Below are 25,962 nucleotides of genomic sequence, written 5' to 3' on the forward strand. Positions count from 1 at the left end.
GATGGAAACCGACCGTGGACCGGGCGGCGGCTTGGGACGGTCCACCGACCGTGGAGGGGCGAACATCCAGCCCCTGCCCACGCTCGCCGTATGGAAGTTCGCCTCCTGCGACGGCTGCCAGCTGACCCTGCTCGACTGCGAGGACGAGCTGCTCGGCCTCACCGAGCGAGTGCGCGTCGAGCACTTCTTGGAGATGTCCGGCTCCGAAGGCCCCGGCGGGGGGCGCGCGGAGCTGGCCGGCCGGGGACCGTACGACCTCTCCCTGGTCGAGGGCTCGATCACCACGGCCGAGGACGCCGAGCGCATTCAGCACATCCGACGCATCTCCCGGCGCCTGGTGACCATCGGCGCCTGTGCCACCGCGGGCGGCATCCAGGCACTGCGCAACTTCGGGGACGCCGACGAGTTCCGCGCCGCGGTCTACGCCCGCCCGGACTACATCGCCACCCTGGAGACCTCGACCCCGATCTCGGCACACGTACCGGTCGACTTCGAACTCCGGGGCTGCCCCATCGACCGCCGTCAGCTCCTCGAAGTCATCACCGCCCACCTGGCCGGACGCAAACCCCAGATTCCCGGCCACAGCGTCTGCTTCGAGTGCAAGAGGCGCGGCACCACCTGTATCACGGTCGCCCACGGCACCCCGTGCCTGGGCCCCGTCACCCACGCCGGATGCGGTGCCATCTGCCCCGCCTACGGACGCGGCTGCTACGGCTGCTTCGGACCGACCACCCGGCCCAACCTGCGGTCCATGATCGCGCAGCTGCGGCGCGACGGCATGAGCGAGGCGGACATCCTGCGTGTCTTCCGCACCTTCAACGCCGCATCGCCGGAGTATGCCCCTGTAGCCGATCTCACGGCCGAGGAGCAGGACACGCCTCAGGCAGAACCAGAAACCAACCCGGAAAGGCCCGCATGAGCCATCGCGGAACCCGCGTCCTGCGGCTGGACGCACTGGCCCGGGTGGAAGGCGAAGCCGCTCTGTACCTGCATGTACAGCAGAAGGCTGTCACCGAGGCGCGGCTGCACATCTACGAACCACCCCGCTTCTTCGAAGCCTTCCTGATCGGCCGCGCCCACACCGAGCCGCCCGACATCACGGCCCGCATCTGCGGTATCTGCCCGGTCGCCTACCAGATGAGCGCCTGCCAGGCGATCGAGAACGCCTGTGGCGTCACCGTGGACGGGCCTCTCGCTCAGCTGCGCCGCCTGCTGTACTGCGGCGAATGGATCGAGAGCCATGCCCTGCACATTTACCTCCTGCACGCCCCGGACTTCCTGGGCCGGGCCGATGCCGTCGAACTCGCTCGCGACCAGCGGGCGGCCGTCGAGCGCGGCCTGCGGATCAAACAGACCGGCAACGCGATCCTCGAACAGCTGGGCGGACGCCCCATCCACCCGGTCAACGTCCGAGTCGGCGGCTTCTACCGCACGCCGGCGCCCGAAGAACTGCGTCCGCTGGCCGAACGGCTGCGACAGGCCCGCGACGACGCGCTGGAGACCGTCCGCTGGGTGGCGGCGTTCGACTTCCCCGACGCGGTAAGCGACCATGACCTGCTCGCGCTGTGCGAGCCGGGCCGCTACGCCATCGACTCCGGCACACCAACGGCCATCGCCCCCCGTGACCGAACGCCGACGCCCCGCGCGTTTCCCGTACCCGACCTCGAACAGCACGTTCACGAAGAGCAGGTACCGCACAGCACAGCTCTGGCCGCCACGCTCGACGGGCGCCGCTACCTGACCGGCCCACTGGCCCGCTACGCGATCAACGGCCGGTGGCTCCACCCGGTGGCGGCCGCTGCCGCCCGGGACGCTGGGCTCGGCGATCCCGTGGCCGGGGACGTCTGCGACAACCCCTACCGAAGCATCGTCGTACGCGCCGTGGAGGTGGTGCATGCCGTCGAGGAAGCCCTGAGGATCGTCCAGGAGTACGAACAACCGCCGCGTCCGGCCCTCGACGTCCTCCCCCGCCAGGCAGTGGGAGCCGGAGCGACCGAGGCACCCCGCGGACTGCTGTACCACCGCTACGCCCTCGCCGAGGACGGCACGCTCACCTCGGCCCGCATCATTCCGCCCACAGCCCAGAACCAGGCAGCCATCGAGGCAGACGTCCGCCGGGCCGTCCAGGCGCGCTTGGACCGGATCGGACCCCCAGCCGACGACGAGGAGCTCATCCGCCTGTGCGAGCAGGCCATCCGCAACCACGACCCCTGCATTTCCTGCGCCGCCCACTTCCTCGACCTGACCGTGGAACGCGCATGACCGGACGGGTCGTGGTGATCGGTGTCGGCAACCCCCTTCGCGGCGACGACGGGGTGGGTCCGGCGGTGGTGGAGGCCTTGCGCGGCCGTGTTCCCGACGACATCGTGCTGGCGGTCAGTGACGGCGAACCCGGGCGGATGCTCGAACTGTGGCGCGGCGCCGACACCGCGGTCGTGGTGGAAGCCCTGCGTCTGCATCCGGCCAGGCCGGGTGAACTGCACACCCTGACAGCCGCGGAGGCGGCCGGGCGGGCGCGAGGCACGGCAAGTACGCACGCCCTGGGCCTGGGGGAGTGTCTCGCCCTGGCGGAAGCCCTCGGTCTGCTGCCGCCGAAGGTCGTCGTGCACGCCGTGGAGGTGGCCGGCGTCGAACTCGGCGCGGGGTTGAGCGACCCGGTGCGGTCGGCCCTCCCTGAATTGATCGAGCGTGCCTGCGCCTCCGTACGGCGGGCCCGTGAAGGTAGTCACCGACCGTGGACATCCGGCGGTCCGCCGCTACCGTGACTCGCTGCGGCGGGGAGGGATGAAGTAAGGGCCCATGGCCCCCTGGAAGGGGCCGAAGGGCCTCTCGTGCCCCGGTGAGAGAGCGTGCGACGGTGAACTCGGTCCCACGCGCTGCAGGCCCCGTGAAAGGCGGTGGGGGCGATGACATTCCCTGTGGTCGTAGGCATCGACGGATCGGACCTGAGTCTGCTTGCCCTCGACTGGGCAGTGGACGAAGCAGTCCGCCATGGCGTTCCCCTCAGGCTCGTCTACGCCTCCCTCTGGGAGCGGTACGAGGGCGCGCTGCCGTCCATCGGACCGGGGCGCCCCTCCGAGCAGGTGCTGGCGCAACACATCGTGGCTTCCGCGGCGGAGCGCGCCGAGCGGCGCAACCCCGATGTGAAGGTCACCATCGACGTCGTCCCCGAGGAAGCCGCAGCAGCCCTCGTGCGCGAGGGAGATGGTGCGTCCGCACTGGTGACGGGGTCGCGCGGTCGCGGTCGGCTCAAAGGCACGCTGCTCGGATCGGTAGGTCTGGCCGTGGCGGGCCGGGCCCGTTGCCCGGTAGTCGTGGTCCGGGGCGACGCGGCGGGCATCGCCGGTACGCATGAGCGGATCGTGCTCGGTCTGGGGGCCAGCGGTATGTCCGCCGAGGCCGTTCGGTTCGCCTTCCGCGAGGCCGAGGTGCGCGGTTGCGTCCTGGATGTGGTCCGGGCCTGGCGCAGCGCTTCCCACCTGTGCCGTCCCGCCGAGGAAGTGGCGAACACTCCCGAGAAGGAGGCTTCCGCACTCCTTGGCGCGGTGCTCGAAGAAGCGATCGTCGAGCATCCGGGGGTAAGAGTGCACTGTACGACGCTCGAGGGGGCGGCCGGCAAGATCCTCGTGCACCGGTCGGCAGCTGCTGACCTCGTGGTCATAGGGGCCCGGCCCAGGACGAGCCCTGTGGGGTTCCAGCTCGGCTGCGTCAGCCACGCAGTTCTGCACCATGCCCGGTGCCCGGTCGCGGTTGTGCCGGAGAGGCCGTAACGGCCCGCCGGTCGAAACCCGGTGATCAGATGTCCGGGGCGTCAGCCACGGCGTCGCGCGGGGGCGCGGGCAGTTGCTGTTCGGTTCAGATGCTCTTGCCGCGGCTGGTGTGGCGGGTGCCCCAGCGGTCGGTGAGCTGGGCGATGAGCAGGAGTCCGCGGCCGCCTTCGTCAGTGGTCCGCGGGTGGCGCAGATGGGGGGCGGCGCTGCTGCCGTCGGTGACCTCGCAGATCAGTGCGCGGTCCCGAATGAGCCGTACCTGGATGGTGCCGGGGGCGTACCGAATGGCGTTGGTGACCAGCTCGCTGACAATCAACTCCGTGGTGAACGCGAGCTCGGACAGCCCCCAGCTGGTGAGCTGGTGGTCGGCCAGGATGCGGGCGGTGGCCACGATCGCGGGATCGCTGGGGAAGGTCCAAGAGGCGACCTGGTCGTCCTGCAGGACGCAGGTGCGGGCGAGGAGGAGCACGACGTCCTGCGCGCCTCGTCCGGACAGCACGTGTCGCAGCATGCGAGTTGCCCGGTCGTGATCGTGCGCTCCGAGCCGTCGTGACCTGAGTCGGGGCCCAGGGCGGCTCTGCCCGGTCACTGGAAGACCGCATGGATCTCCTGCTCGGTGGCCGCGTGCGAGACGAGCAGGAGTTCGTCCCCCGGTAGGAGCCGCACCTCAGGGCTCGGCACCGTGGGATGTCCGCCGCGGACGACCGTGGCGACGACGGTGCCGGCAGGCAACGTGATCTCACCCAGCAGGTGCCCCGAGGCCCGGGACTCCTCGGTGATCGCTGTCTCGATTACTGCGACGCCCGCCTTGCTCAGCCGTAGCAGCGCCACCGTGTCCGTGGCACCGGTGGCCTCCTCGATGAGTGAGATCAGCGGGGTGGCTGCGGGTACGGCCACGTCCACGCCCCACTGCGGGTCGAAGAGCCAGGCGTTCTCCTCGTCGTTGACACGCGCCGCGACGCGTCCCACGCCGAACTGGCGCTTGGCAAGCAGGCTGATGACGAGGTTGTCCTCGTCCTGGCCGGTGGCGGCGACGACGAGGTCGCAGCTCGGCGCACCCGCACCCGCCAGGAGTGCGGGCTCGCAGGCGTCCCCGGCCACCAGGCGCACGGACGGCATGCCTTCGAGTTCCGCGAAGCGGTTCTCGTCGTGCTCTATGAGGGTGACGTCGTTGCGTGCGGCGCAGAGCACCTGAGCGATCTGAGTGCCGAGGCGGCCCGCGCCCGCGATCAGGACCTTCACGTTCCCAGCTCCTTGTCGAGGAAGCCGCGCAGACGTCCCAGGGCGGTCGCCGCCACGGCGAAGGTGACCAGGTCGCCGGGCTCGACGAGGACACCGTGCGCCGGCAGCAGCGAGCGTCCGGCGCGGGTGATTTCCACGACGCGGATCTCTCCGTCGACGTCGAACGCGGTCAGCTGCCGTCCGGTGAGATAGGCCGGCAGCTGTGAGCGGACCAGGAGGGTCTCCCCGTTGCCGAAGGAGAGTTCCGGGGTGAGGTGGCGGTGCAGCAGCATCTGGTGGATGCGGCTGACGGCCCAGCGGACGCTGGAGATCGTCGGGATGCCCAGGTCTCGGTAGATGTCGGCGCGGCTCGGGTCGTGGATACGGGCGAGGACGACCGGAACCCGGTACGTCTCCTTGGCGGTACGGGCGCTCACGATGTTGCTGTTGTCCCCCGAGGTGACCGCGACGCACGCGTCCGCGTGTTCGATCCCGGCCGCTTCCAGCACGGAGCGGCTGAATCCGTTGCCCACGTGAAAGGTGCCCGGGAAGCCAGGTGGCAGCATTCTGCGCGCCCTGGGTTCCCGGTCGACGAGACGTATGTCGTGGCCGTCGGCCACAAGCTGCGCCGCGAGGGTGGAACCGACCCGTCCGCAGCCCACGATGACCACTCTCACGATGTCCCTCCCTCCGGGGACCTCCACCGGTGCCGCAGCACCCACTTACGGGCTTCCTCGGCGGCCAGCAGCACTGCCCCGAACCCGGTGAGAACCGCCCAGTCGGCGGGGGCCAACGGAGCGGTGTTGAAGATCGCCTGCAGTGACGGCGCGTAACTGATGGCGGCCATCAGCGCGATGCCGACGCAACCGGCGCCGATCAACCAGGGGTTGGACAGCAGACCTGCCCGGAACACGCTCCGCCGGTCGGTGCGCACCGCGAGGGCGTTGAAGAACTGACTGACGACGATGCCTGCCTGGACCATGGTGATCGCCTCCCGGTAGACCGGATCGTCCCTGGTGAAGTCCGTGTAAGGGATGCCGGAGCCGTGGATGTGCCAGAAGAACACGGCACAGACGCCAAGGGCCTGGATGCCGCCGAGGAAGAGGATCCGGCCCATCACGGCGGTGGAGAAGAGCCGTTCCCGGCGTGGTCGCGGCGGGCTGTCCATGACGTCGGCTTCCATCGGCTCGGCACCCAGCGCGAGCGCGGGCAGTACGTCGGAGCCCAGGTCGATGGCGAGAATCTGCACTGCCGTGATCGGCACCAGAGGGAACCCGGCGAAGGTCGCCGCCAGGATCGGCACCAGTTCCGCGATGTTGTGGCTGAACAGGTAGATCAGGAACTTGCGGATGTTTCGGTAGACGGAACGGCCCAGCCCCACCGCGGTGGTGATGGAGGCGAAGGAGTCGTCGAGCAGCACCATCACAGCCGCCTCACGAGCGACGTCCGTGCCCGAGGCGCCCATGGCGATGCCGATGTCCGCGTGTTTCAGGGCGGGCGCGTCGTTGGCGCCGTCCCCGGTGACGGCGACGACCTCACCGCGCCGCTGAAACACCGTGACCACCCGCATCTTGTGCTCGGGACTGACCCGGCACAGCAGCAGTTCGTCGGAGCCCGCCAGCAGCGCGTCCACGCCGTCGTCGTCCAGTGCGTCCAGTTGTGCGCCCGTCACCACGGACGGCGCCGGTCCCCGCACGATGCCGACGCGGCGGGCGACGGCTTCCGCGGTCAGCGGATGGTCGCCGGTGACCATGACGATGCGGATCCCGGCCCGTCGGCACGCGTCCACCGCGTCCCGCACCTCAGGGCGTGGCGGGTCGTACATGCCGGCGAGTCCCAGCAGGGTCAGCTCCGATTCGACGTCTTCGAGCGCCGGGTGCGGACCCGTCACCCTCCGCTTGGCGACTGCGAGCACGCGCAGGCCCTGCCCGGCCATACCGTCCGCCGCCGCGACCACCTCGGCGCGGGAGGCCTCCGTGAGCGGCGTCCGGGTGCCCGCCCGGTCGATGGAGTCGCAGCGGGCGAGCAGCTCCGTGGGCGCGCCCTTCACGCACGCGTGGTACGTGCCGTCCCCGTCGCGGTGGACGGTGCTCATCAGCTTGCGGACGGAGTCGAAGGGATACTCCGCCACCCGTGGCGTACGGGCCTCCTCCGCCGCCGGATCCAGGCCGGCCTTCATGGCGGCCACCAGAAGTGCGCCCTCAGTGGTGTCGCCGAGCACCCGCCAACCGTCATGTCCGGTGGGCGGCACCAGCCGGGCGTTGCTGCACAGAGCCGCCGTCCGCAGCAGCTCCCGCACGGATCCCGCCTCGGCGACCTCACCGACGGGCGCATATCCCACCCCCGCCACGGCGTGCGACACGCCGTTCGCCCACACGCGTACGACGGTCATCTCGGCCTGCGTGAGTGTCCCCGTCTTGTCGGTGCACACCACGCTGGTGGAGCCGAGCGCCTCCACCGCCAGCAACTGCTTGACCAGCGCGTGCCGACGGGCCATACGGCGCACACCGATCGCCAGCGACACCGAGAGCGTTGCCGGCAGACCCTCCGGAACGAGGGCGACCATCACCCCGAGCGAGAAGACGAACGTGTCGACGAACGGCTGCCCGGTGGGCACGCGCACCGCGAACAGGACGGCCCCGGTCGCCAGCGCGACGCCCGCTACACGGCGGGCCATGGCCGCGACCTGGCGCTGCAGGGGGGTCTTCTGCCTGGGTGCCGCAGCGGTGAGTCGGAAGATTCTGCCGAACTCGGTGGCCGTCCCGGTGGCGAACACAACCGCCCTGCCCGTGCCCGCGACCACGTCGGTGCCCATGAACACGGAGTTGCGCGCCTCCAGCGTCGGCCCTGTCGGGACCGGTTCGGCGATCCGCGCGACGGCATCGCTCTCGCCGGTGAGTGCCGCGTTGTTGACGGCGGCTTCGTGCGCCTCGACCAGCCGGCAGTCGGCGGACACCGCGTCCCCGGCCTCCACAAGCACGACATCGCCGGGAACCAGATCCCGAGCGGGCAGTTCCCGTGATTCCCCGTCCCGCAGCACCCGGCAGGTGTGCGGGACCATCGCCTGCAGCGACTCCGCCGTGCGCTCGGCGGAGTACTCCTGAGCGAAGCCGATGCCGGCGTTCAGGAGGACGACGCCGAGGATCGCCAGGGCGAGCTGAAGCGTTGCCGGATCCCGGGGCTGCTCCAAGGCGTACGCGAGGAAGGTGATCGCCGAGGAGACGAGCAGCACCACCGCGAAGAGGTCGGTGAACTGTGCGACCAGCTGTCTCCACACTGGCTCGCGGCCCACGCCGGGCAACTCGTTGGGGCCGTAACGGGACTGACGTGCGGCGGCCTCGGCCGACGTGAGACCGCGCGGGGAGCTGCCCAGGGCGGCGAAGACGTCCGAGAGGGGCAGGGAAGGGATGGACGGGCAGGGGGCGTCGGGCCGGTCCGGGGGCGGGCCGGGGGCTCGGGCCATGAGGCCCGTCGGTGTGCCGCCGTTGCACAACGCGGTCGTCCCGTGCGCGCGATGAGAGATCGCTCCCCGCTCGGCCGGTTCAGGGGTCATGCCGGGCTCCAACCGCCGAAGGCGGCCCGGGTGGCTCCTGGAGCACGCTCCAGGCAACCGGTCCGAGCAGGTCGGCAAGCTGCCGGAAGACGTCCAGGAGCAGGTCGTCGATAGTCAGCACTCCCACCACCCGACCCCCGTCGACGACCGGAAGGCGGCGCACACCCGTGCGGCGGAACACCCCGTAGGCCACCTGGAGGTCGTCGTCCGCGTCGACCGTGACGGCCTTGGCCGACATCACCGCGTCCACCGGCGCCTCCGGGCCCAGGCCACCGCCCAAGCCGCGTACGGCGACGTCGCGATCGGTGACGATGCCGCGCAGCACTCCGTCGTCGACGACGAGGACGGAGCCGACGGCGGACTCGGTCATCAGCCGGGTCACCTCCAGCAGGGAGACATCAGGTGCGACGGACACCGGCGGAGCGGTCATGACCGCGGAGACCTTCATGCGACGAGCCCTGCCTCACTCGATGTCGAGCAGGTCGGCCACCGGTCGCCGCGGGCTCGCGTGGCCTTCGGGGCCGTAGCCGAGCCGGAGCACCATCTGCACGTGGGCCATGGCCGAGATGAGGTCGCGAACTCCGGCCATTCCAGCGGCTGGGACGTCTTCGAGGCGACCAGCCCGTCCGTGGTGGCCTGGAGCAGGACCCGCTCCAGCGCCTGCCCTGCACGCAGCCAGTCCGCGGGCCCGTCGCGGGCCGTGCCCAGCAGGGTGAGGTGCGGGTTCTTCTCGAAGGACCAGCCGCGCCCCGGCATCGGACGGTCGGCCGTGAAGTCACGCACGGGGACCGTGGTGCCGCGTTGGCGGGGGCCGAACGCCTCGGCGGGGATGCCATGGGGCGCCCCCACGGTGCCCGACGGCTCCGTCCGCGTCCACTGCGCCGTTTCGCCGAGCAGGTCTGGGTCCGGCGCCTCCCTGCCCTCGGTATCGACCGGGATTTCCTCGTCGGGGAAGGGGAGACGGCTGGAGCGACGGGGGGAAATCGCCGGGTGCAGTCGGGCGAGCGCCTCGTCGGGCGGCTCGGAGCCGTACAGACCCGCCTCGGCGGTCAGCTCGGCGTCATCCGGGTCAGGCAACAGCCGGACGACCGGTGCCGGGGCCGTCGCAGCGGCGGCCACGGGACGGTTGAGTATGGCGGCGCCGCAGCCGAGGCGCGGGCCTCGCTCGTCCGGGTCGGTTGGCGGGATGGTTCGCTCCAGGTCGGCGTACAGGCGCAGGGCGGCGCTGTCGCGCGGAAAGCGGAACGTCCAAGGCTGTGCGTCGTGCAGCGAGGGTGTCGCCCCGGCATCCGCCACGAGTGCGGACACGGAGTTCACATCCAAGGGTTGTGCGGTCACGGTGGCTTCCCCTCTCCGCGGGGTGCGCGGACCTCGGCCTCACGCCGGTCTCGATGGGACGGCGATGACGGGGCAGCGAGCGTGGTGCAGCACGCCCTGGCTGACCGACCCCAGCAGCATGCCGGTGAAGCCTCCGTGGCCCCGGGTCCCCACCACGAGGCCCAGCGCGTGGGCGGAGGCGTCGGTGAGCACCTGCACGGGATGCCCGACGACCAGTTCATGGCGCAGGTCCACCTCCGGGTACCGGGCGTGGCGGCCGGCCACGGACTCGGAGAGAAGGCGGCGGGCTTCCTGCTGCGGGGCGTACTCGTCGAAGATCCTGAGCGGACCCTGCTCCCAGACGTACAGGGCCCGCAGCTCGGCTCCACGCAGGGCCGCCTCCTCGAATGCCAGGTCGACCGCGGCGGCCGAGTGTTCGCTGCCGTCGACGCCGACGACGTAGTACCCAGGCTCCTGAGTGATGTGCTCCGGCTCGGGCATGACGACCACGGGGCAGTGCGCGTGGGCCATGACCGGAATGGCGATCGAGGCGGAGCCGAACACCTCCTGGGCCCGGCTCAGATGTCGCGAGCCCAGCACGACGGCCCTGGCGTCGTGACTCTGCTCGCGCAGCACCCACACGGGGTCGCCCTGCGCGAGTACAGCGTCCACCTCGACCTGCGGGTGACGTGCCGTGACGAAGTCCACGGCTCCTTCGAGCACCTGCGTTCCGGCCTTGTGTAGTGCCTCGTTCCGTTCCTCCCAGGTGGGCATTTCTCGCACCCGATAGCCCCGCGGCACGCCCTCGGCGTGGACCGCCCGCAACGGCAGCCGACGGCGGGCGGCCTCGTCCACAGCCCAGGCCAGTGCCATCCGGCGGCTGGGGTCGGGATCGACTCCCACCACGATCGGCCGGCGATCACCGGGCCGTGACATGACGGCCTCCAGTCATGGCCACGACCCCGGCCGTAGTGCCGCCTACGACGATCCCGTCACCCGGACGGGCGCACATCGGCATGCCGGTCGCCTCTGGTCCGGCCTTGTCGCTCTTCCTGGTCGGTGCGGGTGCTGACATCTCGCTCGCCTCCTGCAGGCGGTGGCGCGGAGCGGCGCCGCTGATCTCATGGAAGACCTGGCGCGGTCGGGGTTCCAAGGGCCATTGGTCCTCGCCTTGTCCCTGTCGGCCCCACCGCCGCATCCTTCACGGTTCGCCGGCGGACGGCGCCGAGGAGCGGGAGGCAGCGGCGCGGCGGTGCGGGCGGAACCGTGCCTCGATGTCCGCGCGTACCGTTGCCGTCAGTTCCTCCAGAGCGCGGGACCGGACCGGTCGGACCGGTACGGGGTCCTCGATTCGCAGCGCCGGGCCGGGCAGGCCGGCGGTGTCCCCGCGGAACCGGTCGCGGGCGTCCTGCCAGCGGTCCGGTGGTCCCGTCCGACGGCCCTCGCGCATCACCGTGCGCAGCAGTGGCCGTGACGAGCCTGGCGGTTCCTCCCGCCACAGGGCGATGACGTCGGGATGTCCGGCTCGGCGGAAGACCTGCTTGCGGCCCGGGGCCGTGACCTTCGCCGACGACAGCTTCATCACTGGGTGGCCGTCGTACTCGACGAGTTTGTACGCGGCATCCAGGTACGGGGCGTCCGCAGCCACGCCGACGCGCGTTCCCACGGCGTACACGTCGATCGGGGCTCCGGCGCGCACCAGCCGGGCGACGCCGTACTCGTCGAGTCCGCCGCTGGCTACGATCCGTACGTCGGCCGGCCCTGCGGCGTCCAGAATGGCGCGTGCCCGGCGCGACAGCGCGTCGAGGTCTCCGCTGTCCAGCCGGATCGCGCAGCCGGGGCCCCGCCCCAGGTCTCTCAGCACCCGCGCCGCGATCCGCACGCCCTCCTCGGTGTCGTAGGTGTCGACGAGGAGGGTGACCGGGCCGGGATGACTGCGAGCGAAGGCCCGGAACGCCTCCTCCTCGCCGGGGAATGCCTCGATGTACGAATGGGCCATGGTGCCAGAGGCCGGGATGCCCAGGGCGGTGGAGGCGGCCACGTTGCTGGTGCCGGCGAAGCCGACCATGGCGCCCAGCCGGGCTGCCCGTCTGCCCGCCCACGGGCCGTGGGTGCGGCGCAGCGAGAAGTCCACCACGGGCCGCCCGGCGGCGGCCAGGACGCATCGGGCCGCCTTGGACGCCACCACAGTCTGGTGGCAGAGCTGGTTCAGCAGGTATGTCTCGACGAGCTGGGCCTGCGGCAGCGGGGCGGTCACCTCCAACAGTGGCTCGCCGGAGAACACCGCATGGCCCTCCGGGACGGCGCGCACCTCCCCTTCGAAGGCGAGGCCGAGGAGCGGTTCGAGGTCCCGTACCGGGCGGTGCAGCGCGGCCGCGAAGTCCTCGGCGTCCTCCCGCTCCACGCGGTAGTCGGCCAGGAAGTCCAGAGCGGGCTCCAGGCCCGCGGCGACCAGGAAGCCCCGGCCGGGCGGGAGGTCACGGACGAAGAGGCTGAAGGTGGCCGGGGCCCACATGCCCTCGCGCAGGTAGGACATGGCCATGGTCACTTCGTAGAGATCGGTGATGGTGACGTCGGACATGATGATCGCCGCCGAGCGTGGTTGTCCCTTCCCTACCAGTCTGATATCTCCCTTTCCTCCCGCGCACGCGCGGGAGGAAAGGGACTTCAGGGACCCCGGGATGGGCTGTTCGGCCTCAGCTGTGCGGGCCCGCGCGCGGTGTACTGGAAGCGTCGGCAGGCCAGGCAACAGCCGAGGAGGTACGGCGATGGCCACACTGGCGCGCAGGCAGAGGTTCGCGTTCCCCGAGATCCCGGACTGGTTCGAGACCCTTCCGGCCAGGTTCGCGATGCCCACGATGGGCGACCTGTACACGGTCCGCATCGAGGACTACACGGAGGAGGGCCGCTACCTGATGCGGGCGGAGCTTCCGGGCATGTCCCCCGAGGACATCGACGTCTTCATCAGTGACGGGGTGCTGACCGTGCAGGCCCAACGTACGGAGAAGGACGTCACGAAGACCCACAGTGAGATCCGGTACGGCGCGTTGAGCCGCAGCGTGACGCTGCCGCCCGGCGCCGACGAGGACGACGTCAAGGCCGACTACACCGACGGCATGCTCACCGTCAGCGTCGGTCTGGGCGCCGAGAAGGCGGAGGCCAAGCACGTCGAGATCAAGCACGGCAATTGACGACGGTTGACGGTATGTGGCGGGCTCCGGCGTGGGCCCGCCATCGTCGTGTGCTTCTCGCTGCGCCATCACCGGGCCCCGCGGGAGGCGGCCCAGCGGCGACGTACCGCTTCCTCGTGCTCGGCCTCCTCCAACGCCAGCTCCACCGCCGTCAGTTCGTGCTGCAGCCGGGGGATCCAGTGTCGGCGCAGGGTGCGAACCCGCTGCCGGGTCCGCTCGGCTTCGGCGGCGAGCAGTTCGGCGGCTGTCTGATGAGCGGCGTACTCCGCGGCGGCGCGAACCGCGGCGCGGTAGGCCGTCTCGGCGTGCGCGAGCGCGGTGTTGGGCGGTGTCGGCTCCGCCGGGGAACGGACGGGGGCAGTCCAGGCCACGGCCGCGGGATGGCGTACACCCATCAGTGCGGCCCACTCGACGTCGACGCGCGCTCGGTCCCCGGGCACCGCCTGGGCCAACGCCTGTTCGCCGCCGAGCAACACCCCGCGCACCAGCCAGGTTCCGGCGTCGGCCAGCTTTGCCCGCCATGCCGAGCCCGCTTCCTCGGCCGCACGTCGTTGCGCGCGCTCCCGGTCCAGCAGCAGCCGGAGTTTGCGTTCCAGCAGGTCTGCTCCGCGCACCGCGGTCGCGAGGTTGCGACGAAGCCGCAACCGCCCGGCCCGTCCCGCAGGCACGGGGCGTCCGTGCGGGCTCACGTCGGCTCCCCGTGCTGTGGCGGGGCGTGGGTGTCGAGCAAGTCAACCGGAATCATGCCGAGTTGGCTGCGCGGCAGGGTGAACAAGACGTCCCAGGCCCGGCCCAGGGACTCTTCCAATGACCGGTCCTCGTCCGTGCCTTGAGCGAGGAACCGGTTCCGGAAGGAGGCCTCCAGGTCGAGGTGGCGCAGGTCGGTCGGGCTGAGTGCCGACCGCCCGATCAGGTCGGCGAGTTCCCGTACCTGCCGGGACCGGGCCAGCGCCGCGATCAACTGCGCCGCGACGGCCGGATGGTCCTCCCGGGTCCGGCCCGGTCCGGCTCCTTTGCGCATCAGACGCGACAGCGAGGCCAACGGGTCCACGGGCGGATACGTGCCGGCCGCGTGCACCTCGGCGGACAGCACGATCTGTCCCTCCGTGATGTACCCGGTGAGGTCCGGAACCGGGTGGGTGATGTCGCCCGCCGGCATGGTGAGCACCGGCAGCACGGTCACCGACCCCGGGCGACCCCTGATCCTGCCGCAGCGTTCGTAAAGGGACGCGAGGTCGCTGTAGAGGTAGCCCGGGTATGCCCGGCGGGCCGGGATCTCGCCCCGCGCGGCCGACACTTCGCGCAGCGCCTCCGCATAGGCCGTCATGTCCGTCATCACCGCCAGGACGTGACGGCCCTCGGTGAACGCCAGGTGTTCGGCGACGGTGAGCGCGAGACGGGGGGTGAGCAATCGTTCGATCACCGGGTCGTCGGCCGTGTTGATGAGAAGGGCCAGCTCCCGTGCGGCAGAGCGGGCGGCCAGCCCGTCACGGACGAAAGCCGCGTCGGCGTGTGTGAGTCCCATGCCGGCGAACACGACGGCGAACGCCTCGCCGCCGCACGTCGCCTGGGCCGCGATCTGCACCGCCAGTTCCAGATGCGGCAGCCCGGCCGCCGAGAACACCGGCAGTTTCTGGCCCCGCACCAGCGTGGTGAGTACGTCCACGGCACTCACGCCGGTGAGTACCGGCTCGTTCGGCGGTTCGCGGCGCACCGGGTTGATCGGCGCGCCGCCGACCGCCGCGTAGGACCCGCCCAGCACCGGCGGCCCTCCGTCCGTCGGTTCGCCTCGCCCGTTGCACACCCGCCCCAGCCACCCCGTGCCGACCGGGATCCGCAGCGGCGTGCCCGAGAAGGCGACGCGGGTGCCGCTCCGGTCCATGCCCGCCGTGTCCTCCAGGACCTGCACCACCGCGAGATCCCGGTCCACCTCCAGAACCAGCCCGTGCCGCCGTTCACCGGAGTCGAGGACGATCGCGGCGAACTCGTCCCAGCCGACCCCGCTCACCCCTTCGACGACCACGAGAGGGCCGCGCAGTTCCCGTACGGCCGTGTACTCGATGTCGGCGAGGCCGCTCATGCGGCCTCCTTGAGCCGCGCCAGCACAGTGTCCCGGGCCGCCGTCACGGGAGCGGTCTCCGCTGGGCCCGCCGCTTCGCGCGCCCGCACCAGCGGGGTGTAGTCGACCGCTTCGACGGCGTCTGCCTGAGCGCCGGTGTCCACCAGTTCCAGACAGCGGTCGATCACCGTCAGCACGCCCTCCACGAGGGCCGCGGTCTTCTCGGGGGCGCTGTAGGCATCGGCCGGCGACAGAGCGCTCTGCTGGATCAGGGCCTCGCGCAGCAGTCTTCCCGCCAGTACGCTGATCCGCTCCCGGGACGGCAGAGCCGTGATACCGACCAGCTCGACGAGGTCGGCAAGCCTGTCCGCCTCGGCGAGCAGCAGGGCCACCCGCCCCCGTTGCCCGGCCCACTCGGGGTCACCGGCCCGGGCGTGCGCTGCGGCCAGCGCGCCGGCGTCCCGCGAGAAGGAGTCCGCCCAGGAGACGGCCGGATAGTGTCGTGCGTAGGCGAGATCGCGGTCCAGGCTCCACAGACACCGTACGAAGCGTTCGGTGTGGGCGGTGACCGGCTCCGTGCGGTCGCCGCCCGGCGGGGACACGGCGCCGATCACCGTGACGGAGCCGGTGGTGCCGCCGAGGGTGCGCACCGCGGCGGCCCGCTCGTAGAACGCGGCCAGTTGGGAGGCGAGCCCTGCCGGATAGCCCTCCTCGGCGGGGAGTTCGCCCATGCGCGAGGCGAACTCGCGCAGCGCTTCGGCCCAGCGGGAGGTCGAGTCGGCGATCAGGACGACGTCCAGGCCCATGTCGCGGAAGTACTCGGCGACCGTGGCACCCGTGTGCACGCTCGCCTCGCGGGCCATCATCGGCATGTTGGAGGTGTTCGCGATCGTCACGGTCCGATCCGCCAGGCGGCCCCCGCTACGCGGATCGGTCAGTTCGGCCAGTTCTTCGATGACGTCCGCCATTTCGTTGCCGCGCTCGCCGCAGCCGACGTAGACGATCACGTCGGCGTCGCACCACTTGGCGATCTGTTGCAACAGCATGGTCTTGCCGGTGCCGAAGCCGCCCGGCACGGCGACCGTGCTGCCGCGAGCCACCGGAAAGAGCAGGTCGACGGCCCGCTGCCCGGTGTTCAGCGGCAGGTCGGCCGGCAACCGCTCCGCGACCGGCCGCGGCCTGCGCACGGGCCAGGACTGCGCCATCCGCACCTCCTGCCCGCCCACCACGGCGAGCACGACATCGGCGCAGTACTCGCCCGCCGGGGCGACCCGGGTCACTTCGCCCGAGCGGTCCGGAGGCGCCAGGAGCCGCAGCGGCACGCTCGCGCCGATCTCCCCGAGGACGTCCCCGGCCGCGACTCGCGCTCCCGCGGCCACCCGTGGCGTGAACGACCAACTGCGCTGCTCCGGTGTTTCGCTCGGCCCGCTCGTCATGAGAGGGTCGCCGGCGCCGGCCAGGGGGCGAAGCAGGCCGTCGTACACGCCGCCGAGCAGATCCGGTGCCAGGCGCACCGACAGCGGGTGGCCTTGGAGCTCCGCAGAATGCCCAGGGGCCAGCCCACCCGTGTACTCGTACGCCTGGACGGTGGCCGTGTCGCCGTGGATGGCGACCACCTCGCCCGGCAGCCGGGCGGCGCCGAGCACGACCAGGTCGCGCATGGCGACCGAAGCGGGGCAGGCGATCTCCACCAGGGGGCCCGCGACCCGGAGGATCCGTGGGCGCGGCGTGTCGTCCCTCTGCCGGGGCGACGGGGCGGTACGGGTCCGCGGGTTGCCGGGTGGGATCACGACGGCCTCCACAGCGTTTCGGCCTGCACACCCAGCCGTTCCAGGGCGCGGTCGGCAAGAGTGTCCGCCGACAGGTCGACCCGTCGGCCGGTCACCTCGGCCGTCACTCCACCCTCTGCGGCAGCCGTGACCCGCGCCTGCGTTCCCAGCAGCGTTCGCGCCGCGGCGGCTATTCGGGCCTGCGGTGCGGCACCCTCCGCCAGCGCTTGGCGCACCCCTGCGCGCACCGCGGCCCTGAGCTCGGCGTAGACCTCGGCGCGAGCCACGAGTTCCTTCACCCAGGCGTCCTGTACCGCTCGCACCCGTTCCCGGGCCGCATCGGCCGCGCCATCCGCCTCGCCGAGTTCCCGGGCCCGCGCGAGCAGGTCATCAGCCGTACTGCGTGCTGCGCACAGCGTTTCCTCCGCGTCGGCCCGCGCTCGTTCCCGGACCGCGTCGGCCGAGGCCCGCGCCGCGCGCAGCAACTCGGCGCGCACGGGGTCCAGGGCGTCCACGAACGCGGTCATCAAGGCATCACCACGGTCAGCGGTCGGGAAGGGGCGGGCGCGATCGCTTCGGCCCCCAGCGCTTCGGCGGCCTCGGTCGTGAGGATCACGAGGTCGACCGTGCCCGGGAGCTTCTGCCACGTACGGAGGATGGTGTCCGGATCTTCAGCGACCAGCACGTCGACCCCTGCCAGGGCCAGACCGCACACGCTGGTCCGGGCGCCGATGGCGGCCACGGTACCCATCGTCATGCCTTCCCGATCAGCAGGATCGCGACCACCAGTCCGTACACGGCGATGCCCTCGGCCAGACCGACGATCACCATCGCCCGGCCGAACATCTCCGGTCGCTCGCTCAGCGCTGCCAGGGCCGCGGCGCCCGTGTAGGCGACCGCGATCGCCGCCCCGATCGAGGCTCCCGCCACCGCGATGGCGGCTCCGATCAGGGCAGATCCGTTGACTCCGCCGGACGCGGCGGCCTGTGCCGACGCGTGCGCGGGGCCCGCGAGCGCCGTGCCGAGGACCGCACATGCGCCGCCCAACAGGGCCAGGTCGGTGGCCAGCAGCCAGCGGAAGGCGTGTCTGGCCCGGCGCCGCCGCAGCAGCCGAACGGCGCCGAGCACCGCGGCCAGGACCGGCAGGACGATCAGCCAGGTGAGCATGGGATCACCTTCGTAGCGCTGTCGGCAGGTTCCGCCGGGGGAACGTGCCACGGACGGAACGGGCGGCCCTCCGCCTCGAAGAGCCGGGAGAAGAGTTCGTAGAACTCCAGCCGCAGGGCCTGCACACCGGCCACCAGGGCTTCCAGGCCGAACGAGAGGGCCGTGCCCACGGCGAACAGCAGCACCGCCCCCGCGACCCCGCCGACACCGTGCCGGGCCAGGCCCGTGGTGCCGCGCCACACCAGGTCGGCGAGCGCGGCGTGAGTCAGGCCGAAGGCCGCGAGCCGGGCGAACGACAGGGTGTTGGTGCCTGTACGCACCACAACGTCGAAGAGCCGTACAGCCGTCTCGGCACATCCGGCGCAGCCGCCCGCTGTGGCCCGGAACAGGCCGAGGGCCACCAGCGCCAGCCCGACGACGGCGAGCGTGGCCCCGATGACGGCCACGGGCGGTCGATGCAGGAACAGGCCCGCCGCGGCCAGCGCGAGCCCCAAGTAGAACAGCAGCCCGGCACAGCCGGACCCCGCGTACAACGCTGTGCCCCAGCCGCTTTCACGCATGCGATTGACCGCACCGGCGGCATGCGCGACGGCAAGCAGCCCCGCCCCGAAGACCACGGCGGCCCCCAGCAGGCGAGCAGGGCTCTCCAACGGGCTCAGCCACAGCACCGGCAGCAGCCCCGTCGGACCGAAGAACTCTCCGTAAGCGGCGCCCGCGAGCATGGCGGCGACTCCGGCGCCCGCCAGGAACGGCCAGAGACGGCTCAGCCGGGCGAGCCGACGGGGCCGCCCGACGCGGAGCGCGAGCGCGCCGAACAACAGCAGCGCCCCGTGCCCCACGTCACCGAACATGATCCCGAACATCACGACGTAGGACAGGCCCGCCGGCCACGACGGATCCAGGTCCGCGTAGGCCGGTGTCCCGTAAGTCGTCACCAGTGGCGTGAAGGAGACGGGTCGGCCCGGTCGAAGCAGCGTCGGCGGATCGGTGCCACGAGGGGACGGCAACGGCACCAGTGCGCCGCCTGCGGCGGCCAGTCGGCCCGCTACCCGGGGCACCTCGGCGGCAGGGCACCATCCGGCCAGCGCGGCCACCTCCCCGCGTCGTACGGCGCCTTCCGCGCGCTCCTCCAACTGGGCTTCGCCCGCCAGCAATTCGATGCTGCGCCGCGCTTCGAGACGGTCGAGATCCGGTAGGTCGGCGGCCAGGACGGCCGAAGCGGCACCCTCGGGCTCGACCGTCGTAGCACGTCCCCGCAGCCGCCGCAGCCGCACCGCCGCCGCTCCCAAGGCCGCCTCCTCGGCGCGGTCCAGCTCCACGCATCCCGCCTCGGCGATCCGCACCAGCGCGTCCCGCAGGGCCGCCTGCGGCACGATCACCGCCACCCGGCGCATCCGGACCGGCGTCATCGCCTCAGGCCAGGGCATCGAACACCTCGCCGAGCCGACCGCCGCGCGCCGCCGACTCCAGCGCTGCCCGCACCCGCCACGCGTCCACGGACAGCACCGCGACGGCGCCCACGACCACGCGCGGGCCGTACCGGCTGTCCCGCAGCAGCATCGCGCCGTCGTTCTGCACCCTTCGCCACCAGCCTGCCTCGGCCCGCCACAGCCCACCGGGCTCCGCCACGTCCGCCACGACCCAGCGGGCCGCCGAGGGGAGGCACTCACGGAACTCCCGGTACGAGGTGGCGGACGGCGCCCGCGCCCCGAGGAGCCGGGCCGCGTCACGCCGCACGGGCTTCGACAAAGAGCGCTGGTGCACGAACAGCTCACGGGCGATCAGCAGGGCGGCACGCCCCTCGGCCCAGCGGCGCGCGGGCGGCACGGCGACGGCCGTGCGCCGAGCGGCAGCCATCCGCATGCCGGTGATCAGAGCCCAGGGCGTGTCGTCGCCAGGATCGCCCCATGGCGAGGCGGCGAGCGCCGACCGTAGTTCCGCGGGTGTCCCGGCAGGCTCCAGACTCCGCCAGGCTGTCTCGAGCGCCCCGAGCCGGTACGGTTCCGGGGCCTCCGTGCGGCGACCTTCCTGTGTGCGCAGCCGGGATGTCACGTTGGCGATCTCGAACCCGGCGGCGAGTGGTACGAGCAGGCGGGCACCGCCCCGGGGCAGCCAGCCGGCCAGCACCCGCAGGTGCCACAGCAGCGCGGCGGTCACCGCCCGCTGCGCTTCGGGCAGGCCGCCAACTGTCCGCACGTAGCGGGAGTACGGGGTCGCCGCCAGACGCTGCAGGGCGTCGTCGATCGTGGGACAGGCCGCGATCTCGCGGGCCCCCTGGGCACCGGGGTACCGGTTGACAAGGGCCTTGGCCCGCACCGACCCGGCCACCCACCCGGCGTTCATGATGCTTCGCCCGCCCCGACTGCCAGGCGCAGCGCGTCGGCCACCGCACGCTCCACCAGATCCGGCATACGTTCACCGGCCCGATCCCGGACCGCCGAGGCGGCGCGGTCTCCGGCGGCGCGAATGGCGTCGGCCTCCTGCCGTGCCTTCCGGAGGATCGGTTCCGCGGCCTGTCGGCGCGTCTCGGGAGCACGCTCCCGGGCGGCTGCCACGAGGCGTTCTGCCTCACGTGCGGCGTGATGCCGGACGGCCTCGGCCGCCTTGTCCGCGGCGGCCCGGATGTCTGCCGCCTTCTGCTGCACGTCCGTGAGCTGTGCGAGGGTGGGTTCCAGTTCCGCGGCCCGTTCAGCCGTACGGTCGGCGGGCACGCCGGTGGCGGACGCTCCCGGCGTCCCTACCGGACGGAACCGCTCCAGGAAGTCCCGCAGGCTCATCGGCGGCCTCCTGCCGGTCGGCTGCCCTTTCAGTCTCGTCGTTCCTCTTCCGCCTCGCACCGGATAGGGCCGTCACGCCGTTCCACCAGGGCCGTTCGGCTCTTGGCGAGAGCGGCCAGAGCGCAAGACTGGGACGGTAGGCAACTCGACGGAGTCCGGAGGCCGCCGTGAACAAGCACGAGAACCTCTCCGCGGAGTCCGAGGCCCGGCAGGGCCTGCCCTCCCGACCCTGGAGCCCCAGCGAGACGGCCCGGCAGGACATGCTGGTTCGCTACCTGGGAGCCGCGGCAACGGCTGCGGCCGAACGCGCACGCGTCGCAGAGCAGGCCGCTGTACGCGACAGGGCCCGCCCGGCGCAGACGGCCGCCTCGTCCCAGCAACAACCTTCGCCGCCAGAAGCCCGCGTCCCGCTGGTGCGGGACGTGATGGACGTACCCGCCGCCTCCCTGCGCGACGGCCTGCCGTACCGCGACATCGCCCGTCTGCTGGCGCGCGAGCAAGTCGGCGCCGTACCGGTCGTGGACGCCGAGGACCACGTGGTCGGTGTCGTCTCGGAGTCCGATCTGCTGGCCAAAGTGGCCTTCGAGGCTTCCGGTCACCGGCCAGGACGCGTGGGAAGGCTGCGCGAGCGACGGATGCACAGCAAGGCCCGCGGCGAGACGGCCGCTGACCTGATGACAAGCCCCGCGATCACGGTGCTCCCGGGCGCGACCGTCGCCGAGGCCGCCTGGCTGGCCACACTGTCCCGGCTCAAGCGACTCCCGGTCACGGATGCCGCGGGCCACCTCGTCGGGGTCGTGCGCCGCAACGCGCTGCTCCAGGCCCTCATCAGGGACGACGCAGGGATACGGGCGGAGGTCGAGGCAAGGATCGAGGCCTGCTGCCCGCCGGCGGAGCGCGCCCTGGTGGAGGTGGCCGTTCATGACGGCATCGTGGAGCTCACGGGACGGATGCCGTCGGCCACCTCGGCCCGGCTGGTGGCAGAGGTGGAAGACATCACCGATGTCGTCGAGGTGAAAAACCTCCTTACCGCCGCCTGATCCAGGGTTCCCTGTGATCCAGGGTTCCTTGATCGCGATCAACGCGTGGAGTGGTCCTCAGCCTCCTGCGGACCGATGTGGGAGGCGAGGACCGCCGCCGCCTGCGTCCGGCGCTGCACACTCGGCGTGGCCAGAAGGCGACAGGTTTGGCTCGGGCGGCAGGCACGGTGTCTCGGCCGGGTCTGCGCAGCGACCGCATGAGCCGGGGCCGTCGCCGCGGGGTCGAGCACCGATAGCCCCGAGGCGACAGTGCGGACCGCCGACACCAGATCGGAGGCCTTGATCTGCTTCAGGCGTATCCGCGCGTACATCGAGCACTGCGACGTGCGGGTCCAGGACCGGTCCGCGGACGAGGACGAGGGCGTGTTCGCCGGTGCCGGCGTTGATGTCCGGTTCGCGGTTCGGCGGCGCGCGGGTCGGTCCGGCCATGACGTACGACCTCGTGGTCGTCCAGCACGCCCCGGCACCCGGAAGAATGACAGACCGCGAGCTGTCCATGAAGCCGATCGTCACCCGTGGGTGCCACACCGGGGTCGGCCAGTCCCACTCACCCGGTGACGGGCTCTCTGCGGACGGCGGCCGCCGTCTACCGCACAGCTGCTTCCCGGGTGAGATCGAAGTCCACGTCCACCACGCCCTCGACGGCCCGCACCAGACGCGCGGCCACGGGGACCAGGGCGGTGTCGCGGACCTTGCCTGTCAGCGTGGCGACCCCGTTGTGCACGTCCACCTGGATGGCCGAGGACGTCAGCGGGAAGAGCAGCGACACGATGTCACGCCGGATCTCGTCGGCGATGTCCTGGTCGTCACGCAGGAAGACCTTGAGCAGGTCCGCACGGCTGATCATGCCCTGCAGCAGACCGGAATCGTCGACCACGGGCAGCCGCTTGACCTTCTCGTGAGCCATGATTCGCGCGGCTTCGGACAGGGTGGCGTTCGTGCGGATGGTGATGGCGGGCGAGGACATCAGGTCCCCTGCGGTGACCGCACCGGCCTTCACCATGTCCGCGGGCCGACGCAGCAACGCGTAGCCCTCCTCGGGGCTGTCCCGGAGTTCCTCCGTGGGCAGCAGGTCGGCCTCGGAGACCACGCCGACGACCCGCCCCTCGCCCGCGAGTACGGGCAGGGCGCTGACCCCCCAGTCATGCATCATCTCCACGATCACCTTGAACGATGCCCACCGGCCGACGGAGGCGACCGTTTGGGTCATGACGTCGCTGACGATGTGCGGAGTGCCGTACATGCTGACCCCCTAAGGTTCCAGGTGGTCGGTTCTGTCGCTTCCAGCGTGTGCCCGTACGGGCGGGGTGGGGAAGGGGCCCTTCGGCCCCGGACGGGCCGTTCGGCTTCCTGTCGGCTTGGCGCGAGCGGGTACTGGACATCCGGCCTGCGGCGGCCACGAGCACCGTGCAAAATGTCCTGGGGGAGCACGCCTGCCAGGCAGCCTGTTGTCAGGAGTGGCTCATGGCCCCGGAAGGACGTCGGCGGACGCTCGGGACGGAACGAGGTACGGGGCTGTTGTCGCGCCCGCGATCAGGGTGGCTCGACGGGCTCCGACGTCGGGCGACGTTCCCTCCAGCGGGTCGGTTGACCCCGCTCGGGGACGCGTGCCCCTTGACCTGAAAGACGGCCGCCTCACCACGCTGGAATCGAACCCTCACGCGGGAGGTGCAGAGCATGTCTCCGACCGTCACTGTAGGTGTCGACGGATCGCCCGAGAGCCGGGCTGCCGCCGAGTGGGCGGCGTGTGAAGCCCTTCTGCGCGGCGTGTCGCTGAAGATCGTCCATGTCTGGGTGCCGGTGCCCGAGGACACGGTTCAGGCCCTGTTGATCCGCCCCGAGACCCAGGAGCACTGGATCGAGCGGATTCTGGGCGAGTCCGCCGAGGCCTTGCGCTTGCGCCACCCCGGTCTTGAGGTCATCAGCGAGCAGTTGACGGGGAACGTCGTGGACATCCTGTGCGCGGCGGCGCGCACTGCCGAGCTGTTGGTGCTGGGCTCGCGGGGCTTCGGCGGGATCCGCGGGTTCGTGGTCGGTTCGGTGAGCCTGTCCGTCGTCGCCCGTGCCGAACGACCCGTGGCTCTCGTGCGGGCGGAGGAGCAGGCCGCGGACGAGCACACGATGGATCAGGCAGGCGCACCCTCCGCCATGGCACCCTTCCGACCCGTGGTGCTCGGCCTCGACACCGACGCTCCGGACGAAACGCTGCTGGAGTTCGCCTTCGAGGCAGCCGCCCGCCGGGAATCGTCCCTGCGCGTCGTGCACGGCTGGCCCGAGCCGCTCACCTCCTTCCACCGCTTCTCCGGCGGCGCCGAACTCCACGACTCGCTCAAGCGTCAGCAGGCCGCCGCCCTGACCGAGGTCCTGTCCTCCTGGAGGCACAAGTTCCCGGACGTCGAGGTGATCGAGGCGAGCCTGAGCGGCAGCGCCGCCCAGGCCCTCGTCAACGCCTCGCGTGACGCGTCGCTGGCGGTCGTCGGCCGACGCATCCGCACCAGCGCGCTCGGCGCTCACATCGGCCACGTCACCCACGCCGCCCTGCACCACATCACCGCGCCCGTCGCCGTCGTGCCGCACGGCTGACCCGGCACTTCGCGGAGAAAAGCCCATACGGGCAGCGCCCGAACGGGCCTTTGCCGAGTCGGCCCCACCCGTCACCGCCCAGCCGGCCGACGATTCCTGGAAAGGGACAGCCTGAAGCGTCAATCGTTCGGTGAGCCAGGCCGCTGAGCAGTGCCACAGCCAGCCCTCACGTCGTTCGTACAGTGACGCGCTCCAATGGATGCCATGAACCACGCCTGCTCCATCGCGCGTGGGCCGACGGTAGAGGGGATGGGAGCTGGGGAGAGTGGTGGGTTGAGCTTGTGGTGAGGACCGGATGCACTCGGTGAAACGCAGGACCGCACCGCGATTCTTCGTGCTCTTCATCCAGGCTGGCAGCCGAGCAATGCGCGTCATCTTTCGCACTTGCGCGTGCCAAGGCGCTCGTTCGCGCGACGGCGCCTGTACGAACTGTCTGATCAGCTTCAGGCGTTTTGGGGCATAGGACCACAGCCAGCCGTGTCGCGTCTCCGCCTTCAGCCACATCGGGAGGCCGAAGTATGGATGGGCAGTTTCCCCTGAGCCATGGAAGAGGCGAAGGCCTCCAGCGGCTCGGGTCGGACCGCACGTCCGACAGATGAGACGGTGCCGAGTGAAAACCGAAACAGCCTCGTCTCCGGTAGCAGATGCCGCAGGGGCATCACCGGTGAATGAGTGTCGAGCCAGTGATCTGGGACGAAGACGTCGTGCCAGACGCGTGCTGGACGTCAGCCGACGGAGCGGTGCGCACCGACCGGCCGAAGGTGCTCCCGGGCGCCCCGATGGGCACTCGGAACACGGTCTGGAGGGACTCCTCCTGGTTCAGCCGGCGGCGTATGAGCGAATAGGACCGGGAATCACGGCGAGGTCACTGTCCATCGGCCGCGGTTAGCCGGCAGTCCACGCCCACCACGCCCTCGACGCCCCGCACGAGGCGGACGGCGAGAGGAATCCGGGTGGCGTCCGGGACTCGTCCGGTCAGGGTTGCGACGCCCGCGGTGACCATGACGTGCGCGGGCTCGACGGGATCGGGGAAGAGGGGATCGACCACGTCGCGCCGGCAAGGTCGTTGTCCGGGCGCAGGAAGACCTTGAGCAGGTCGCCGCGGCTGACGACACCTTCCAGCAGGCCCTCGGCGCTTGCGACGGGTAGTCGCTTGACGTTGCGCAGGGCCATGATGCGGGCCGCCTCGGCGAGCGTCGCGTCGGGGCGGACAGTGACGGCCGGCCTACTCATCAGCTCCTGCGCGGTCACGGCCCCGGCCTTGGCCAGGTCCGACAGCCGGCGCTGTTGGGTGAAGCGGTTCGGATCACTGTTCCGGAACTCCTCCTTGGGCAGCAGGTCGGCCTCGGACACACTCCGATCACTCGGCTGTCGCCCTTCAGCACGGGAAGGGCACTGACCTTTCGCTGATCCATGCGCTCGACGATTTCCTTGAACAGAGCCATGCGGTCGACCGCGACGACGGCACGGGTCATCACATCACTCACTCGATGCGGGCTGCTGTGCATGTTGTCT

The 25,962-nt window shown here is 71.4% G+C and carries 24 protein-coding genes and 2 pseudogenes; 7 read left to right on the plus strand and 19 right to left on the minus strand.

The features are described 5' to 3' along the window. Position 1: 1 nt before the first annotated feature. The 4 genes from ACWGKT_RS19660 to ACWGKT_RS19675 all read left to right on the plus strand — a co-directional run bounded on the left by ACWGKT_RS19660 (position 2) and on the right by ACWGKT_RS19675 (position 3,770). Complete coding sequence (locus ACWGKT_RS19660; protein WP_453274667.1) at positions 2 to 919, plus strand: NADH-quinone oxidoreductase subunit B family protein; 918 nt, start codon at positions 2 to 4, stop codon at positions 917 to 919. After that, positions 916 to 2,262, plus strand: a complete 1,347-nt coding sequence (locus ACWGKT_RS19665; protein WP_453274668.1) for a Ni/Fe hydrogenase subunit alpha — start codon at positions 916 to 918, stop codon at positions 2,260 to 2,262. Before ACWGKT_RS19660 ends, ACWGKT_RS19665 begins: the two co-directional genes overlap by 4 nt. Then, positions 2,259 to 2,765 (plus strand): hydrogenase maturation protease, encoded by a 507-nt coding sequence (locus ACWGKT_RS19670; protein ID WP_453274669.1) that lies wholly within the window; start codon positions 2,259 to 2,261, stop codon positions 2,763 to 2,765. Before ACWGKT_RS19665 ends, ACWGKT_RS19670 begins: the two co-directional genes overlap by 4 nt. Before the next feature lie 141 nt (positions 2,766 to 2,906). Then, positions 2,907 to 3,770 carry a universal stress protein gene (locus ACWGKT_RS19675; RefSeq protein WP_453274762.1) on the plus strand — a complete coding sequence of 288 codons (864 nt, stop codon included), beginning with the start codon at positions 2,907 to 2,909 and terminating at the stop codon, positions 3,768 to 3,770. A gap of 85 nt (positions 3,771 to 3,855) precedes the next feature. Here ACWGKT_RS19675 and ACWGKT_RS19680 read toward each other — a convergent pair. The 8 genes and pseudogenes from ACWGKT_RS19680 to ACWGKT_RS19715 form a co-directional block, all read right to left on the minus strand. After that, positions 3,856 to 4,251 (minus strand): annotated as a pseudogene (locus ACWGKT_RS19680) (ATP-binding protein); the annotation flags it as partial. A 104-nt stretch (positions 4,252 to 4,355) separates the two neighbouring features. Then, complete coding sequence (locus tag ACWGKT_RS19685) at positions 4,356 to 5,012, minus strand: potassium channel family protein (RefSeq protein WP_453274670.1); 657 nt, start codon at positions 5,010 to 5,012, stop codon at positions 4,356 to 4,358. Next, positions 5,009 to 5,668: a potassium channel family protein gene (locus tag ACWGKT_RS19690; RefSeq protein WP_453274671.1), complete on the minus strand. Its 660-nt coding sequence runs from the start codon at positions 5,666 to 5,668 to the stop codon at positions 5,009 to 5,011. The genes ACWGKT_RS19685 and ACWGKT_RS19690 overlap by 4 nt, the downstream gene beginning before the upstream one ends. Then, the gene (locus ACWGKT_RS19695) at positions 5,665 to 8,544 is read right to left on the minus strand and encodes a cation-translocating P-type ATPase (protein ID WP_453274672.1); all 2,880 of its coding nucleotides are present in this window, start codon (positions 8,542 to 8,544) and stop codon (positions 5,665 to 5,667) included. The genes ACWGKT_RS19690 and ACWGKT_RS19695 overlap by 4 nt, the downstream gene beginning before the upstream one ends. Further along, positions 8,534 to 8,974: a CBS domain-containing protein gene (locus tag ACWGKT_RS19700; RefSeq protein ID WP_453274673.1), complete on the minus strand. Its 441-nt coding sequence runs from the start codon at positions 8,972 to 8,974 to the stop codon at positions 8,534 to 8,536. The genes ACWGKT_RS19695 and ACWGKT_RS19700 overlap by 11 nt, the downstream gene beginning before the upstream one ends. A 14-nt stretch (positions 8,975 to 8,988) precedes the next feature. Beyond that, positions 8,989 to 9,882 (minus strand): Acg family FMN-binding oxidoreductase, encoded by an 894-nt coding sequence (locus ACWGKT_RS19705; RefSeq protein ID WP_453274674.1) that lies wholly within the window; start codon positions 9,880 to 9,882, stop codon positions 8,989 to 8,991. A 39-nt stretch (positions 9,883 to 9,921) separates the two neighbouring features. Further along, positions 9,922 to 10,797 carry a universal stress protein gene (locus ACWGKT_RS19710; protein ID WP_453274675.1) on the minus strand — a complete coding sequence of 292 codons (876 nt, stop codon included), beginning with the start codon at positions 10,795 to 10,797 and terminating at the stop codon, positions 9,922 to 9,924. A 265-nt stretch (positions 10,798 to 11,062) separates the two neighbouring features. After that, positions 11,063 to 12,442 (minus strand): nicotinate phosphoribosyltransferase, encoded by a 1,380-nt coding sequence (locus tag ACWGKT_RS19715; protein ID WP_453274676.1) that lies wholly within the window; start codon positions 12,440 to 12,442, stop codon positions 11,063 to 11,065. A gap of 187 nt (positions 12,443 to 12,629) precedes the next feature. Between ACWGKT_RS19715 and ACWGKT_RS19720 the strand changes: the two genes are divergently transcribed. After that, positions 12,630 to 13,052 (plus strand): Hsp20/alpha crystallin family protein, encoded by a 423-nt coding sequence (locus ACWGKT_RS19720; protein ID WP_453274677.1) that lies wholly within the window; start codon positions 12,630 to 12,632, stop codon positions 13,050 to 13,052. A gap of 68 nt (positions 13,053 to 13,120) precedes the next feature. Here the strand turns inward: ACWGKT_RS19720 and ACWGKT_RS19725 are convergent, their stop codons facing one another. Genes ACWGKT_RS19725 through ACWGKT_RS19765 form a run of 9 tightly spaced genes read right to left on the minus strand, consistent with a single transcriptional unit; the run spans position 13,121 to position 20,824 of the window. Further along, positions 13,121 to 13,741, minus strand: coding sequence for a V-type ATP synthase subunit D (locus ACWGKT_RS19725; protein ID WP_453274678.1), 621 nt, complete (start codon positions 13,739 to 13,741; stop codon positions 13,121 to 13,123). Next, a complete protein-coding gene (locus tag ACWGKT_RS19730; RefSeq protein WP_453274679.1) occupies positions 13,738 to 15,132 on the minus strand; it encodes a V-type ATP synthase subunit B in 1,395 nt (464 codons plus the stop codon). The genes ACWGKT_RS19725 and ACWGKT_RS19730 overlap by 4 nt, the downstream gene beginning before the upstream one ends. Further along, complete coding sequence (locus ACWGKT_RS19735; protein WP_453274680.1) at positions 15,129 to 16,901, minus strand: V-type ATP synthase subunit A; 1,773 nt, start codon at positions 16,899 to 16,901, stop codon at positions 15,129 to 15,131. Before ACWGKT_RS19735 ends, ACWGKT_RS19730 begins: the two co-directional genes overlap by 4 nt. Next, a complete protein-coding gene (locus ACWGKT_RS19740; protein ID WP_453274681.1) occupies positions 16,898 to 17,407 on the minus strand; it encodes a hypothetical protein in 510 nt (169 codons plus the stop codon). Before ACWGKT_RS19740 ends, ACWGKT_RS19735 begins: the two co-directional genes overlap by 4 nt. Next, entirely contained in the window at positions 17,407 to 17,631 is a 225-nt protein-coding gene (locus ACWGKT_RS19745) for a V-type ATP synthase subunit F (protein WP_453274763.1), read from the minus strand. Before ACWGKT_RS19745 ends, ACWGKT_RS19740 begins: the two co-directional genes overlap by 1 nt. Positions 17,632 to 17,633: 2 nt before the next feature. After that, on the minus strand, positions 17,634 to 18,047 hold the full coding sequence (locus tag ACWGKT_RS19750; RefSeq protein WP_453274682.1) for an ATP synthase subunit C: 414 nt from the start codon (positions 18,045 to 18,047) through the stop codon (positions 17,634 to 17,636). Continuing rightward, positions 18,032 to 19,474: a V-type ATPase 116kDa subunit family protein gene (locus ACWGKT_RS19755; RefSeq protein WP_453274683.1), complete on the minus strand. Its 1,443-nt coding sequence runs from the start codon at positions 19,472 to 19,474 to the stop codon at positions 18,032 to 18,034. Before ACWGKT_RS19755 ends, ACWGKT_RS19750 begins: the two co-directional genes overlap by 16 nt. Then, complete coding sequence (locus ACWGKT_RS19760) at positions 19,461 to 20,390, minus strand: hypothetical protein (RefSeq protein ID WP_453274684.1); 930 nt, start codon at positions 20,388 to 20,390, stop codon at positions 19,461 to 19,463. The genes ACWGKT_RS19755 and ACWGKT_RS19760 overlap by 14 nt, the downstream gene beginning before the upstream one ends. After that, on the minus strand, positions 20,387 to 20,824 hold the full coding sequence (locus tag ACWGKT_RS19765) for a hypothetical protein (protein WP_453274685.1): 438 nt from the start codon (positions 20,822 to 20,824) through the stop codon (positions 20,387 to 20,389). The genes ACWGKT_RS19760 and ACWGKT_RS19765 overlap by 4 nt, the downstream gene beginning before the upstream one ends. 167 nt (positions 20,825 to 20,991) lie before the next feature. Here ACWGKT_RS19765 and ACWGKT_RS19770 point away from each other — a divergent pair, with 167 nt between their 5' ends. Continuing rightward, the gene (locus ACWGKT_RS19770; protein WP_453274686.1) at positions 20,992 to 21,864 is read left to right on the plus strand and encodes a CBS domain-containing protein; all 873 of its coding nucleotides are present in this window, start codon (positions 20,992 to 20,994) and stop codon (positions 21,862 to 21,864) included. Between the two features lie 586 nt (positions 21,865 to 22,450). Here the strand turns inward: ACWGKT_RS19770 and ACWGKT_RS19775 are convergent. After that, entirely contained in the window at positions 22,451 to 23,107 is a 657-nt protein-coding gene (locus tag ACWGKT_RS19775; RefSeq protein WP_453274687.1) for a CBS domain-containing protein, read from the minus strand. A 434-nt stretch (positions 23,108 to 23,541) separates the two neighbouring features. On the opposite strand from ACWGKT_RS19775, the gene ACWGKT_RS19780 reads away from it, so the two are divergent. Continuing rightward, the gene (locus ACWGKT_RS19780) at positions 23,542 to 24,447 is read left to right on the plus strand and encodes a universal stress protein (RefSeq protein WP_453274688.1); all 906 of its coding nucleotides are present in this window, start codon (positions 23,542 to 23,544) and stop codon (positions 24,445 to 24,447) included. 865 nt (positions 24,448 to 25,312) lie between these two features. Here ACWGKT_RS19780 and ACWGKT_RS19785 read toward each other — a convergent pair. After that, positions 25,313 to 25,955, minus strand: a pseudogene (locus ACWGKT_RS19785) (CBS domain-containing protein). Between the last annotated feature and the right edge of the window lie 7 nt (positions 25,956 to 25,962).

Source organism: Streptomyces sp. NPDC054794 (assembly GCF_053611585.1).

Excerpts from the sequence above, each read along its gene's own strand:
- ACWGKT_RS19660 (WP_453274667.1), top strand. The coding sequence starts at position 2 with ATGGAAACCGACCGTGGACCGGGCGGCGGCTTGGGACGGTCCACCGAC.
- ACWGKT_RS19665 (WP_453274668.1), top strand. The coding sequence starts at position 916 with ATGAGCCATCGCGGAACCCGCGTCCTGCGGCTGGACGCACTGGCCCGG.
- ACWGKT_RS19670 (WP_453274669.1), top strand. The coding sequence starts at position 2,259 with ATGACCGGACGGGTCGTGGTGATCGGTGTCGGCAACCCCCTTCGCGGC.
- ACWGKT_RS19675 (WP_453274762.1), top strand. The coding sequence starts at position 2,907 with ATGACATTCCCTGTGGTCGTAGGCATCGACGGATCGGACCTGAGTCTG.
- ACWGKT_RS19695 (WP_453274672.1), bottom strand. The coding sequence starts at position 8,544 with ATGACCCCTGAACCGGCCGAGCGGGGAGCGATCTCTCATCGCGCGCAC.
- ACWGKT_RS19700 (WP_453274673.1), bottom strand. The coding sequence starts at position 8,974 with ATGACCGCTCCGCCGGTGTCCGTCGCACCTGATGTCTCCCTGCTGGAG.
- ACWGKT_RS19710 (WP_453274675.1), bottom strand. The coding sequence starts at position 10,797 with ATGTCACGGCCCGGTGATCGCCGGCCGATCGTGGTGGGAGTCGATCCC.
- ACWGKT_RS19715 (WP_453274676.1), bottom strand. The coding sequence starts at position 12,442 with ATGTCCGACGTCACCATCACCGATCTCTACGAAGTGACCATGGCCATG.
- ACWGKT_RS19720 (WP_453274677.1), top strand. The coding sequence starts at position 12,630 with ATGGCCACACTGGCGCGCAGGCAGAGGTTCGCGTTCCCCGAGATCCCG.
- ACWGKT_RS19730 (WP_453274679.1), bottom strand. The coding sequence starts at position 15,132 with ATGAGCGGCCTCGCCGACATCGAGTACACGGCCGTACGGGAACTGCGC.
- ACWGKT_RS19740 (WP_453274681.1), bottom strand. The coding sequence starts at position 17,407 with ATGACCGCGTTCGTGGACGCCCTGGACCCCGTGCGCGCCGAGTTGCTG.
- ACWGKT_RS19745 (WP_453274763.1), bottom strand. The coding sequence starts at position 17,631 with ATGGGTACCGTGGCCGCCATCGGCGCCCGGACCAGCGTGTGCGGTCTG.
- ACWGKT_RS19750 (WP_453274682.1), bottom strand. The coding sequence starts at position 18,047 with ATGCTCACCTGGCTGATCGTCCTGCCGGTCCTGGCCGCGGTGCTCGGC.
- ACWGKT_RS19755 (WP_453274683.1), bottom strand. The coding sequence starts at position 19,474 with ATGCCCTGGCCTGAGGCGATGACGCCGGTCCGGATGCGCCGGGTGGCG.
- ACWGKT_RS19760 (WP_453274684.1), bottom strand. The coding sequence starts at position 20,390 with ATGAACGCCGGGTGGGTGGCCGGGTCGGTGCGGGCCAAGGCCCTTGTC.
- ACWGKT_RS19765 (WP_453274685.1), bottom strand. The coding sequence starts at position 20,824 with ATGAGCCTGCGGGACTTCCTGGAGCGGTTCCGTCCGGTAGGGACGCCG.
- ACWGKT_RS19775 (WP_453274687.1), bottom strand. The coding sequence starts at position 23,107 with ATGTACGGCACTCCGCACATCGTCAGCGACGTCATGACCCAAACGGTC.
- ACWGKT_RS19780 (WP_453274688.1), top strand. The coding sequence starts at position 23,542 with ATGTCTCCGACCGTCACTGTAGGTGTCGACGGATCGCCCGAGAGCCGG.